Source organism: Nitrospira sp., assembly GCA_030692565.1.
In the GTDB taxonomy this organism is placed as follows: Bacteria; Nitrospirota; Nitrospiria; order Nitrospirales; family Nitrospiraceae; genus Nitrospira_D.
In genome coordinates this window covers 300,958-312,520 of sequence record JAUYAO010000058.1, presented here as the reverse complement: position 1 = coordinate 312,520, position 11,563 = coordinate 300,958, and the positions used below count along the sequence as shown (strand labels likewise).

12 protein-coding genes are annotated in these 11,563 nt (G+C 59.7%); 8 read left to right on the top strand and 4 right to left on the bottom strand.

All coding sequences use genetic code 11. The features are described 5' to 3' along the window. Window positions 1–21 precede the first annotated feature (21 nt). Genes Q8N04_18265 through Q8N04_18250 form a run of 4 tightly spaced genes read left to right on the top strand, consistent with a single transcriptional unit; the run spans window position 22 to window position 3,559 of the window. Window positions 22–1,179, top strand: coding sequence for a hypothetical protein (locus tag Q8N04_18265; GenBank protein MDP3092625.1), 1,158 nt, complete (start codon window positions 22–24; stop codon window positions 1,177–1,179). A gap of 4 nt (window positions 1,180–1,183) precedes the next feature. Next, a complete protein-coding gene (locus Q8N04_18260; GenBank protein ID MDP3092624.1) occupies window positions 1,184–1,843 on the top strand; it encodes an NAD(P)H-binding protein in 660 nt (219 codons plus the stop codon). After that, window positions 1,840–2,715: an SDR family oxidoreductase gene (locus Q8N04_18255; protein ID MDP3092623.1), complete on the top strand. Its 876-nt coding sequence runs from the start codon at window positions 1,840–1,842 to the stop codon at window positions 2,713–2,715. The genes Q8N04_18260 and Q8N04_18255 overlap by 4 nt, the downstream gene beginning before the upstream one ends. A 25-nt stretch (window positions 2,716–2,740) precedes the next feature. Continuing rightward, the gene (locus Q8N04_18250) at window positions 2,741–3,559 is read left to right on the top strand and encodes a DUF1295 domain-containing protein (GenBank protein ID MDP3092622.1); all 819 of its coding nucleotides are present in this window, start codon (window positions 2,741–2,743) and stop codon (window positions 3,557–3,559) included. Here Q8N04_18250 and Q8N04_18245 read toward each other — a convergent pair. From Q8N04_18245 to Q8N04_18230, 4 genes are all read right to left on the bottom strand, one after another. Beyond that, on the bottom strand, window positions 3,529–3,858 hold the full coding sequence (locus Q8N04_18245; GenBank protein ID MDP3092621.1) for a PilZ domain-containing protein: 330 nt from the start codon (window positions 3,856–3,858) through the stop codon (window positions 3,529–3,531). The genes Q8N04_18250 and Q8N04_18245 overlap by 31 nt on opposite strands. Before the next feature lie 132 nt (window positions 3,859–3,990). Continuing rightward, window positions 3,991–4,215, bottom strand: a complete 225-nt coding sequence (locus tag Q8N04_18240) for a hypothetical protein (protein MDP3092620.1) — start codon at window positions 4,213–4,215, stop codon at window positions 3,991–3,993. Next, window positions 4,212–4,583, bottom strand: a complete 372-nt coding sequence (locus Q8N04_18235) for a hypothetical protein (GenBank protein MDP3092619.1) — start codon at window positions 4,581–4,583, stop codon at window positions 4,212–4,214. The genes Q8N04_18240 and Q8N04_18235 overlap by 4 nt, the downstream gene beginning before the upstream one ends. 173 nt (window positions 4,584–4,756) lie before the next feature. Beyond that, window positions 4,757–6,934 carry a hypothetical protein gene (locus tag Q8N04_18230; protein MDP3092618.1) on the bottom strand — a complete coding sequence of 726 codons (2,178 nt, stop codon included), beginning with the start codon at window positions 6,932–6,934 and terminating at the stop codon, window positions 4,757–4,759. 174 nt (window positions 6,935–7,108) lie between these two features. Here Q8N04_18230 and traT (Q8N04_18225) point away from each other — a divergent pair, with 174 nt between their 5' ends. The 4 genes from traT (Q8N04_18225) (at window position 7,109) to Q8N04_18210 (ending at window position 11,474) form a co-directional block, all read left to right on the top strand. Beyond that, window positions 7,109–7,819, top strand: coding sequence for a complement resistance protein TraT (traT, locus tag Q8N04_18225; GenBank protein MDP3092617.1), 711 nt, complete (start codon window positions 7,109–7,111; stop codon window positions 7,817–7,819). After that, window positions 7,819–8,571: a complement resistance protein TraT gene (gene traT, locus Q8N04_18220; GenBank protein ID MDP3092616.1), complete on the top strand. Its 753-nt coding sequence runs from the start codon at window positions 7,819–7,821 to the stop codon at window positions 8,569–8,571. The genes traT (Q8N04_18225) and traT (Q8N04_18220) overlap by 1 nt, the downstream gene beginning before the upstream one ends. A gap of 105 nt (window positions 8,572–8,676) precedes the next feature. Continuing rightward, window positions 8,677–10,134, top strand: coding sequence for a TldD/PmbA family protein (locus Q8N04_18215; GenBank protein MDP3092615.1), 1,458 nt, complete (start codon window positions 8,677–8,679; stop codon window positions 10,132–10,134). Then, window positions 10,131–11,474 (top strand): TldD/PmbA family protein, encoded by a 1,344-nt coding sequence (locus tag Q8N04_18210; protein MDP3092614.1) that lies wholly within the window; start codon window positions 10,131–10,133, stop codon window positions 11,472–11,474. Before Q8N04_18215 ends, Q8N04_18210 begins: the two co-directional genes overlap by 4 nt. Window positions 11,475–11,563 lie beyond the last annotated feature (89 nt).

Genomic DNA, 11,563 nt, shown 5'->3' with positions numbered 1-11,563 from the left:
GGTCTTGAGGTCGACGGGGCGATGAATATCCCGTCGGCCTTTGTCACTCTTCTTCTCCTTGGACTTGCGGGTTGTGTTTCGGCTACGCCAAGTCCCTCCGCACCGGTGGTTGCTTCACCCACCCACGCCAATCAAACACTTGACCAGGAAGCCCAGCGTGACGGGCGATTCATCGGCTTGGCCATTTCCGGCGGGGGCCGCCGGGCCGCCGTATTCGGGGGGGCGCTGCCAGCGGCCTACTATGCGCTCGATGGCTATCGCACGATCGAGTTTGCCAACGGCTTTTTGGAACGGATGGGGCATGACTTTCAGAGCGAAATGCGCGGTCGCTTCTTGTCGCCGGGTAACCTGCTCGCATATTGGTTCACGGATGCGACAAAGTCGGACACCGTCGTGCATGTACTGGACGATCAGCTGTTTCACGGTGCGACCTATGCCGACTTGAATCCTGCTCGACCGAAACTCCTCCTGAATGCCACCGATGCTCTCACGGGCGAGCCCTTCGTGATTTCCGACGAGAGCTTTGCCGGGCTTGCGTTACCATTACCGTCCTTCAGTGTGGCTCGGGCGGTATATATGTCGGCCGCGTATCCTGGCGTGTTCAATCCGGTCCCGTTGTATGGCAATACATCCTCGTCCGACTCGGCCACGCGTCCCGCCGTCTTAGCCTATGACGGCGGTCCCGTCGACAATCTGGGGGTGAAGACGCTGGTGAACCTCCTGCGGAACGCCGATCAGGGCGCGCCGATCGCCGCGAGATTTCCCGGGGGCTGTCTGATCATTTCCGTGGATGCCACACCGCGCATCGCCGGCGAGCAGGATCAACCCTTGTCCGCGTCCACCGTCTTGCTGAAAAGTCAGCGCCGTGAAGTGTTGGAGGGTGTCGGGATCGTTGCGGCTCAACAGGACCACCGGATGTTCAGTACGTTTCCTGTGAATGGAAGCCAGAGCGCCTGCACGTTCTGGCATCTCGCGTTGCGGCAGTTGCCGGACACCGATCCGCTGGGCGCCCGGGTGACCAGAATTAAGACGAGTTTCGGATTGGAATCGACGGATCAAGACGCCCTCATCCGTGCCGCCCATCACCTGATCGAGCAGGGGATCCAGACCCTCCATGACGAGGGTGCTGGTCCGGCATTCTTGCGCGATATCGGCAACCAAACCGCGACGAATCGGTAGGACCATGCCGTCACGTCATATCGTCGTGATCGGGAGCACGGGGTATCTGGGATCCCGGCTCATCCCGAAATTGATCGAACGTGGTCATACCGTCACGGCCATTGTGCGACCCGGGTCGCGCGCACGTAAGCTAACGGGTTGTCGGATCGTCCAAGCCGATCCACTCGATGCGGCTTGTCTTCAGCCCCATCTCCATGCCGGCGATACGGTCGTGCAACTTGTGGGTGTGCCAAAGCCGGCTCCGTGGAAAGGTCCGCAATTCAGGGCCGTCGATCTGGTGGCCGGCCGGGCCTCGATCGATGCCGCGCAGGCGGCTCTTGTCGATCACTTCATCTATGTCAGCGTCGCGCAGCCGGCGCCGATCATGAAAGACTACACCGCGGTCCGGCGCGAGTGCGAAGACCGGCTGCGGGCCAGCCGCCTGCGCGCGACAATCTTCAGGCCCTGGTATATCCTGGGCCCCGGCCACTGGTGGCCCCTGGCGCTGCAACCGGTGTATCGACTGATGGAGATGATCCCCTCAACATGCGAGGCCGCACGGCGGTTGGGTCTGGTCAGCATGGATGACATGCTCGCGGCGCTTCTTTGGGCGATCGAATATCCGTCTGAATCGATTCGGGTGATCGAGGTGCCCGAGATCCGTCGACTAGGAGGCATTTCTTGAAGCCGCTTGTATGGATTACCGGCGCGGGCGGATTGGTCGGGAGCTATCTTCTGCGGACCGCCGACCGGTGGGCGCCCGACTGGGATGTCCGCGGCCTGACGAGACAGGATGTGGATCTCACGGACGAGATGGCAGTTCGCCGCCTCTGGCAGGAGCATCAGCCGGCGGCGGTGATCCACTGTGCGGCGATCAGCCGCCCCGCTGTCTGCGAGCAAGATCCCGGGTTGGCCAGGAAAGTGAACGTCGATGCCACAGCGTTTTTCGTCTCGCTCGCGGGAGACCGGCCCCTGCTGTTCTTTTCGAGCGATCAAGTATTCGACGGCCGGCAAGGCCGGTATGTCGAAACGGACCGGACCAATCCGATCAATCGGTATGGCGAGACGAAAGCCGCCGCGGAGGAGATTGTCCTGAGCAATCCCTGGCACATCGTGATCCGCCTGGCACTGACGGCCGGGACCTCGGCGACCGGCGACCGGAGTTTTGTGGAAGACATGCGGCGAAGCGCCGGACGGGATCAACGCCTCACGCTGTTCACCGATGAGTTTCGCAGTCCGGTACCGGCCGGAGTCGTTGCGCGCGCGGTGTGGGAATTGATCGGCCAGAAGCGGTCCGGTCTCTATCATCTTGGAGGGGCGGAACGGCTGTCGCGAATGGAGATCGGCGAGGCGCTGGCGATGAGCTATCCCGAGCTGGCGTCGCGCCTTCAGCCGGGATCGGTGGCCGCGTATCATGGGCCGTCGCGGCCACCGGATCTGTCGATGCGCTGCGAGAAGCTCCAGCGGCTTCTCTCGTTTCCGATTCCCGGATTCCGTTCATGGCTGATGAGTCGCACATCTCCGGATACGGATGTGTGGGACTATCGGCTGACGTAGGCACGCGTCTTTTCGTGAGGTCTCAATGTCTCATGATCCACTCACGTTGCTCCTTTGGGCCTGGATCGCGATGGCGGGCTGGATGGCTCTGTGGTGGCTGGTCGAGCGCGCCCGGCGCAATGCCTCGCTTGCGGATGTCGGGTGGTGCTTCGGCCTGGTCGCGGTCGTGGCGGGGTACGGATGGTTGGCGACCGGTGAGAGTGAGCGGAAGCTTTTGCTGGTCGTCATGGCATCGGGTTATGGTTTGCGTCTGGGTTGGTACATCCTCTCCAATCGGGTGATCGGGAAAACCGAAGATCAGCGGTATCAACGGTTGCGCCGTGACTGGCGTTTGTCGGAGCCGCTCAGAATGTTCGGATACTTTCAGCTGCAAGCGGCCGCCGTCGTGCTGTTTTCCCTTCCCTTTCTGGCCGTGATGCAGAACCCTCGACCGCCGTTCGGCTTGTGGGAGTTGGCCGGCGTGATCGTGTGGCTGATCGGGATTACCGGGGAGTCCCTTGCGGATCTGCAGCTCGCCCGGTTTCGCTCAAAACCGTGGAATCACGATCGGGTTTGCCGCGACGGACTCTGGTTCTTCTCACGCCATCCGAACTATTTTTTCGAATGGGTGCACTGGTGGGCCTATGTGGTGATGGCGATCGGCAGTCCCGGTTGGCTTCTGACCTGGATCGGTCCGCTGGTCATGGGGATGTCCCTCACTAAGATCACCGGCATTCCCTGGGCGGAGGAACAGGCCATTCGAACGCGCGGCGATGATTATCGTCGCTATCAGGAAACCACGAACGCCTTCATTCCCTGGTGGCCGAAGACGGGTCAGTCTTCTTCTGCGCCATTCAAAAACTGATCGAGCCGGTTCTTAGCGGCTTCATCGATGTGCGACACTTTCCATCCGGCCGTCTTTCCATCCGACCAGCACACCGTCGCCATGTTCACGATCATGTATTTGTAGACGTCGCGATCCGGCAGCGCCAGGTAGACCGTCGTTTCCGATCCGGCGGGAAGGGGATGTTTCATGCTGGTCCGCCACCCTGATTCTGAGAGATCCCAGACCTTTCCCTGTTCGAGCGTGCCGTTCCAGAAATATAAGAAAGTGCATTGGGTCGGAACGCGGGTCGCGCTGCGGACACTGTACGTCTTGACCATGAATGCCTCCTCACCGGGGTGAATCCTGTTCTGAATCATGGCCTGAGTGTACGCGCAGAACGGTGATTTGGCGGGCCTCGAAAGGGGGGAGTGGGAGCCTCTGAAGGGGGGAGAGGATTGCGCGCAGGCCGGTTATGGGTTGGTATGTAATTGGGCCAGCCGGGCCCGGGCGATTTCTGCCTGTTTGCTGGAGGGATAGAGGCGGATTACGTCGTCGTAGAGCTGCTTGGCGTGCGGCAGGTTCATCTGCCGTTCTTCGAATTCTGCGGTCTCGAGCAGTTCTTTGGCTTTATCGCCGGAGCAGCCCAGCAGAAGACTGCAATAAAGGGCACAGAGTAGGAAGCGGGTCACAGTCATCGTGGTCCTTTCTCATCGCATCCTATTGAGTCGCGGCGGACTTGTTGTTGTGCGACGGCTGATGATTCTACGAGGTCGATGCCGTAACGCGGTGGGGCGATATCTTCACTGTGGCATTGGGGGCAGCGACTGGGCCTGGTGAGCCGCCGCCGGTCACCAAAGACGAAGTCACAATCCTGACAGCGTGATGGTTCCAGGATGAAGCAACGGGTTTTGTCACGGGCGATGGATTTCACGACGTGTTCGAGATGATCCTCGACCTGCCGTTCGGGAATACCGAGCATCTGGGCCAGCTGGTGGGTCGCCAGGCGCGTGCCGATCAACAGTTCAATCATGCGCTGGCGAGGCGTGCGTGGAGGAACGAGCATGGGGTTATCGTAGGCGAGTCGGCGATGGAGTTAAAGCGGAATCTTGCCGATGCGAAAGTTATTCTCTTGGTGAACTGTTGCTTTGAGTCTCCCCCAGAGAGAGGGCCTCGTTTTCTGTAGCCGCTGGTTCCTACTCGACGATCAGAAGCACCTCTTGAAACCCTGGACGCGATCTATCTCGGCGGGGATGCTGCTGCATCTGGCTCATCGGCCAATCGCAAGGTCAGCGTCGTCTCTTCCCGGCATGTGCTCAGTCCGATGCTGCAGTTGACCGTCACCGTCTTTTTGGCCACGACATCGGAGTTGAGCACCTGGGTCCAGCCTCCGATTTCGTAACCCTTCTTGTCCCAATTGAATGTCCTGAAGCGAGTGAAGTTGAAGGCCCCGCTCCATCCCCCACCTTTTGACGCGACATGAGCCTCACCGCCTTGGACACCTTGTGATGCAAACAGCTCCTTTAATTTTTGGGGCGTATTACCGCTGGTACAGTGGGTCTCTGCCACTTCCCCTGACTGGCCTGGAAGAATAATCAGGTTCACGGCAAATGGATCAGGATCACTGCTGATCGAGCCTCCGTTCACATGAAAGGTGGTCGTGCCGGCGCCCTGAATGCGGATTTCGCATGAGGCTGGCTGAGTCAATGTACGAGTTGCATACTGCATCACGTCTTCCCCAACCCATTGGCCATCGTCCCTGCGCCGGAGCGGTACTGTCGCCTGGACGTGGGCATCGAACCCATTCGAACTCATAAACATGCCGAATGGCGGATTCGGAAGATTTAACGGTTCCTGAACGATGTGCGACTTGAATTCAAGGACATACGCAGAAGGGGCTAACTCCCATTCCCCTTCCTTCACTTCGCCGACTCCCGCGCGGGAAACCGCCGTCAACCTAAATCCACTGTGCTGAACCTTTGTCGCCGGGGCCTGGTAGGTGAACGTCGCCGGCCTATTGAGCTCTGATTTGTCCTCCCTCGGCGACACACGGCCATTGCCCTCTCTTGGCTTCTCTTTCGCCTCCTTGAATTTCGCCGGCACGAGCGACTGCTCCTTCTTGGTTCGAAGTTCCGTCTTCACTTGAGTCGATTCGCTTGGAACAAACTTTTTGGTCTTGGTGGGCGGCGTGAACAGGATCTCGACGCAGGTGTTGTCTGTGTTCCATATAGCCTGAGCGCGGACATACTCTGGACCCGAAAACCAGCCCATGATGGACGTGAGCCATGCAATAAGTTGTGCATCTTTTGCCTGAGCCTCTCCTTCCGAAAAGCCTGAGACGGTGATGATCTTGAAATCTTGGAGAATCCCCGTTCGCTGATCGATGCTGAATTCACCTTGGAAGCCGATCGTCTGAGAATGGTGTGGGAGTTCTGAGCCGATATGTTGAAGCGTGACCGCGGCATCAAATTTCACCACCTTTTTCAACTGGGCATCATCGCCGACTTCCCCCTTGAGTGTGGCCTGGATTGTTCGGCGATAGAGCACCGACTGCGGTCCTGGCGTCGCCCGAAACATCATGAAGGACCACTCAAATGTCCCATCTACCATCCCCTTCAGGTCAGGCCCCTCTAGATGAGGGCACTGCTTCGCTTTGGGAGCAATGACCATCTCATAATCTTCTCGAATGCCTTCCGTGGGCCGACCTGTTCTGCCAATGCGCGTCATGGTATCGGTCGTCTTCCAGCCTACCCAGTCGGGAGGAGCATCTTCCCGACGTAGCGGAGGCGGAGGGTTGGGCACCACATCGTAATCATTCTGCGACATGTCAGGAATGGTGTTCTGCGCCAAGAAGAGCAGTTGGCTGGGAGTGGTGTGGGCCAGCACGAGGTGGGGCGATTGAGACCGATCGATGAAGCCGCTGTTCTTGCGTGGCCGTACCGAGATCGGACAATCGGCTGCACCTGGGCCAAGCGAACGTTTGAGGCCCTCCGCCATTTGTTCATCCATTCGACGCGCGAAGCCATCGGCATCCGGGCCGAGGGCCTTCTTTAAGGCCGCTCCCTCGGTGCCCGCAAAGAGCTGGGTACTATCCAGACCAGGCGTCAGTCTCGATAACGCCTCGCAGGGAGTGGTGACTCCCTTGAAGTTTGGAAGCAAGCTCTGATCGAACGGGACCTTTTTCCCCTCGCCCTTCGCTTTCTGGCCTGCTTCGAGCGACTCAAGTTTGGACTTGAGCCGTTCGAATTCGGTCGGTGTGGCCACCGTGGCCGGCGCGCTGGGTGGCGCAGCCGGTGTTGTATAGACTCTCTTCGGATCGTACTCAGGCGGATTCGCGGACGGCAGGTGCTTGTCACCGCCGCCACAATTGGCGGTCAACAGCGCGACGCTTAGAAGGAGAAACAAGCGAGCTGACATCGGGGGCTCCCATACAGGAATGGCCAATGGCTCGAATGGCCGCCATGCTAGCCCATGCGTTGGAATTCTTCAATACGGTCCGTAAGGGGAAACGCTCACGGATCTGCCTAATTTCTCTGTTGCTATTCGAGGCGGCCATTGCGTAAAATCCGTCCCGCTTGGTGTGAGGTATCGATGCGATACGTCCTGCTGCTCAGCCTGATCGCGCTTCCCCTCAGCGCCTACGCCGGCAATATCAAAGATACCGATATCATCGCCAGCAACACGTTCTTCCTGCCTCCGAGCACGCACAAGACCGTCTTCATTCAGGCCCGCAATTCATCCGATAACCAGGGCGTCTCATTTCACGACCTGGTGTCACGGTTGACCGCGAAAGGGTACGAGGTCGTGCAGGATCACAGCGCCGCACACTACATCGTGCTGGCGAATATCGTCTACTGCAACATTACGAAACCAGAGATGCCGGTGGAAGCCATGGTCGCGGGCGGTTACGGGTCTGGATTCGGGTCCAAGATGATGTCCGGCCTGCAAGGCCTGTCCGGCATGGCCAGCATGGCGGGACCGCAGGGCGCCATGGCCGGGGCTGCGGCTTCGATGGGGCTGAATGCCATCGAAGGTATCGGTAGTGCGGTCGGGAGTTTGTTCAGTTCCTCTTCTCCCAAGATGCCGGAAGATGTGAATTACGCCTGCATCGCGGATATCCAGATTACCGAGCAGGGCCAGACCGCTTCAACCCCGGCCCCGGCGAAATCCGGAGCAGGACAGCAGCCCGGTGTGTATCAAGCCCGGCTCGCGGCTGATGTACACCAAAAGAAGCTCGATGAGGCGGAAGCGACTCCTCTATTGCAACAGAAGCTGAGCGCCGCCGTGGCGGGGAATTTCTAATGAGCTGTTCGTCTGATCGCCTCACGCTTTCCGTTTCACGCCTGACGACGATCCTGTTCCTTCTCCTGCTATCGACCGGCTGTTCTAACATCATCCGTTCCGGCCTCATGAACAGCAACACCATCTTCCTGGATCCGAATACCAACCGGACGGTCTATACGCAGCTCCGTAACGCGTCAGAAAATCAGCAGGTGACGTTGAATGAGCTGAATGCCAAGTTGACGGCGAAGGGGTATCAACTGGTCAAGGATCCGGAGCAGGCGAACTATTGGATCCAGGCCAAGGTCATTTACTGCCACAAAGCAGCAGACGGGGTCACACCGGAAAGCGTGGCGAAAGCCGGGGCCGGCGCCGGCATCAGCAGCGGCGGTACGACGATGGCCTCTGCCAGTGATATGTCTGGAGATGGAATGGGTGCGGGCATGATGGGCATGGGTGGAATGGGCGGCATGCCGGACTTCAACGCCATGATGAGGCAGGGCATGGCCGGGGGGGGCGGCTTTCCCGGTATGCAGATGCAACAGGCTCCGAAAGAGGATGGCATCACGTATTTGTGCGTGACGGATGTCCAAATCACTGATCGCAAGCTCGGGAAGCCGATCGGTGCTCCGGTCGGAGGCCAGCATGCGAGCAGCCCCAAAGTGCAGCAGATGCGTATGGTGGGTCACGTTCGACAAAAGGACCTCGACATTCCTGAGGCCACGCCGATTATTCAGGACAAGGTCAACACCGGTATTGCCGGACTGTTCTAGCCGGTCTTCGCTCCCATCCGTTCCGATCCTCTACGTGCGCTCCTCTGATCCTGTTATACTGACTTCATTCGAGATTCGTTCACTCCTCTCAAAGAGGGTCACGCGATGAGCGCTCCCACGTGGGATGATTTCGCTGAACTCGCGCTGAAGCGCATCACGTCATCAGGCGCCGAATACGGCGACATCCGCATCGTGCACAGCTCTATGCAATGTATCAGGGGTGAGGATCGCCGGATCGCGTCGATTCGGGATTCCGATGACGTCGGGTTCGGCGTGCGCGTTCTCTATCATGGAGGATGGGGGTTCGCGGCCAGTTCGATTCTCTCCCTTGAGGAAGTGCCGCGAGTCACTGACCTGGCGATAGAAATCGCCAGAGGGTCCGCGTCGGTCGCGATTGAAAAGGTTATCTTGGCCAAAGAGCCGGTCCATCGCGATCGGGTCGTCACGCCAGTTCGAATCGACCCCTTCACGGTTCCGCTCGGGCAAAAAGCCGAGTTGCTCTTGGCCACAATGGAGTCGCTTCAAGCGCAGTCCGGAGTCGTCCGGAGCAGTGCCGAGCTCTGGGCGAGGCGGGACCGCAAGCTCTTTGCGTCGACTGAAGGGACGCGACTGGAATTCGATCTCCTCGCGTCGAGCGGAGACTGTACGGCGACGGCCCTCCACGACGGGAGATTCGCGAGTCGATCCTTCAATACGCCGCAACTGCGGCGCGGCTATGAATTGATCGAAGAGGCCGGCTTCCTTGGGCACGCGCCGCGCGTGGCGCGTGAGGCGGTCGAGAAGGTGCGAGCGCCGGCCGTGGAGGCAGGCCTGTACGATCTGGTGCTCGATCCTGAACACCTCTCATTGACCATGCATGAATCCTGCGGCCATCCGAGCGAGCTGGATCGGGCGCTCGGCTATGAAGCGAACTATGCCGGGACCAGTTTTCTGACGACGGATAAACTGGGCACGTTCCGGTACGGGTCGCCGCAGGTCAATCTGGTGGCGGATAACACGGAGCCGGAGACCTTGGCGGCTACCGGGTACGATGACGACGGAGTGGCCTGCCAGAAATGGGACATTGTGCGCGAGGGACGCTTCGTCGGTTACTGCACGAATCGGGAAGTCGCGCCGAAGATCGGCGACGCCCGCTCGCGCGGGTCGAATCGTGCCGACAGTTGGGGGACTGTCCCGATCGTGCGCATCGCCAATATCGGGCTGGAGCCAGGCGAGGCGACTGTCGATGAGCTCATTGCGGATGTGAAGCGCGGGATCTATATCGAAGGCCACGGCTCCTATAGCATCGATCAGCGGCGCTATAATTTTCAATTCGGCGGGGATGCCTTCTGGCTGATCGAGAATGGCAGGCGGACCCACATGCTGCGCGACGTGATCTACCACGGTATCACGCCGGAATTTTGGAATAGTTGTGACGGGGTGGCCGACCGGTCGCATCGCCAACGCTACGGTTTTATCACCTGCGGCAAGGGCCAGCCCGGCCAGTCCGGCTGGATGACCCACGCCGCTTCGCATGCCCGTTTCCGCAACATCCGGGTGATTCGTGGCGAGGGACGATCATGACTGTCACCGGCGCCAAGCCTTGGCCGAAGATGACCACCCGCGAGGAGTTTCAGTTTATCGCCGAACTGGTCCTTAAATGTTCGACGGCGGACCACACTCTGGTGACAGTGCATGATCAGGATGGCGGCACGACGCGATTCGCGAACAACCAGGTGATCCAAAACGTCAACACGCGCCGGGGCGGCGTGACGGTGACGGTAGCATTCGGTGCCAGACAGGGCACGGCGACGACGACGGATTTCACGGCCGGTTCGCTGCGCGAGACCGTTAAACGGGCTGAAGCCATTGCGCGCGTGTCTCCCGAGGATCCGGAGTATCTGCCGCCGGTCGGACCGCAGGCATGTGTGGCCTGTCCCACGGCGCGCAGCGAGACGCTCAAAGCCGGACCAGCCTTGCGGCTGGAATATGCGAACGAAGCGATCGGTCAATGCCGTATGGAGAATATGTCGGCTGCGGGCATTGTCTCCTCATCCCGCGCGTCGGTCGGGGTGGCGGCGGACACCGGACTCCTTGCGTTTGAAGAGCGTACGGAAGCGCGATTCAGTATTACCGTGCAAGCCGGTGACGCGACCGGGTGGGCCTCGGCTGCGCACCGATCCATCGATCGGCTGAAAGTGCAGGAACGCACGCTGTCCGCGATCCACAAGGCCACCGTGGGGGCCGAGCCGCAGGAGCTGCCTCCCGGCCGCTATCGAGTCATCCTCGAGCCGGCGGCGGTGGCCGGCCTGTGGGCGTGGATCATCTGGATGCTGGACGCGAAGTCGTACCTGAAAGGCACGAGTCCATTTGCCGGAAAACTGCAGAAGCGGATTCTGGATAAACGGCTCTCGTTGGAGAATTGTCCGGGGCACGCCGATCTGCTCGGTGTCGGCTTTACTGCCGAAGGGCTACCGTCCATGGCGTCGGCATGGATTCATCAAGGCCTCCTGCAGCAACTGTTCTACGACCGGTTTACGGCCCAGGCACAACAGATCGCACCGATCCCGACTATCGAGGCGCCGCGCCTTTCGATGGAGGGGGCGTCGGCAAGTTCTTTGGCGCAACTCATCAAATCAACCGACCGGGCGATTCTTGTCACCAACTTCTGGTATCTCCGCACGGTCAATCCGACCGATCTGACATTGACCGGCATGACCCGGGACGGAACGTTCCTCGTAGAGAAGGGGGAGATCGTGTCTGCCGTGAAAAACTTCCGGTTTCATGAGAGTCCTCTGCGGGCGTTCCAACACGTTGAGTCTTGGACGGCACCGATGGAAGCGGTGACCTCTGAAACGGGAAAGATGCTCGTGCCCGCCGTGGTCCTGCCGGAGTTTCATTTCTCCAGCGTCACGAGATTCTAGGCCTCAGTCGCTCTGATTGTGACGCGTGCTCACGCACCTTGTTTGGGAAAATGATTGACTCACCCTCCCGGTCGGAGTAGACAAGTACG

Bases quoted from the DNA above. Each gene is read 5' to 3' on its own strand.
- Q8N04_18265 (MDP3092625.1), top strand. From the start codon at position 22: ATGAATATCCCGTCGGCCTTTGTCACTCTTCTTCTCCTTGGACTTGCG.
- Q8N04_18260 (MDP3092624.1), top strand. From the start codon at position 1,184: ATGCCGTCACGTCATATCGTCGTGATCGGGAGCACGGGGTATCTGGGA.
- Q8N04_18250 (MDP3092622.1), top strand. From the start codon at position 2,741: ATGTCTCATGATCCACTCACGTTGCTCCTTTGGGCCTGGATCGCGATG.
- Q8N04_18245 (MDP3092621.1), bottom strand. From the start codon at position 3,858: ATGGTCAAGACGTACAGTGTCCGCAGCGCGACCCGCGTTCCGACCCAA.
- Q8N04_18240 (MDP3092620.1), bottom strand. From the start codon at position 4,215: ATGACTGTGACCCGCTTCCTACTCTGTGCCCTTTATTGCAGTCTTCTG.
- Q8N04_18235 (MDP3092619.1), bottom strand. From the start codon at position 4,583: ATGCTCGTTCCTCCACGCACGCCTCGCCAGCGCATGATTGAACTGTTG.
- Q8N04_18230 (MDP3092618.1), bottom strand. From the start codon at position 6,934: ATGTCAGCTCGCTTGTTTCTCCTTCTAAGCGTCGCGCTGTTGACCGCC.
- traT (MDP3092617.1), top strand. From the start codon at position 7,109: ATGCGATACGTCCTGCTGCTCAGCCTGATCGCGCTTCCCCTCAGCGCC.
- traT (MDP3092616.1), top strand. From the start codon at position 7,819: ATGAGCTGTTCGTCTGATCGCCTCACGCTTTCCGTTTCACGCCTGACG.
- Q8N04_18215 (MDP3092615.1), top strand. From the start codon at position 8,677: ATGAGCGCTCCCACGTGGGATGATTTCGCTGAACTCGCGCTGAAGCGC.
- Q8N04_18210 (MDP3092614.1), top strand. From the start codon at position 10,131: ATGACTGTCACCGGCGCCAAGCCTTGGCCGAAGATGACCACCCGCGAG.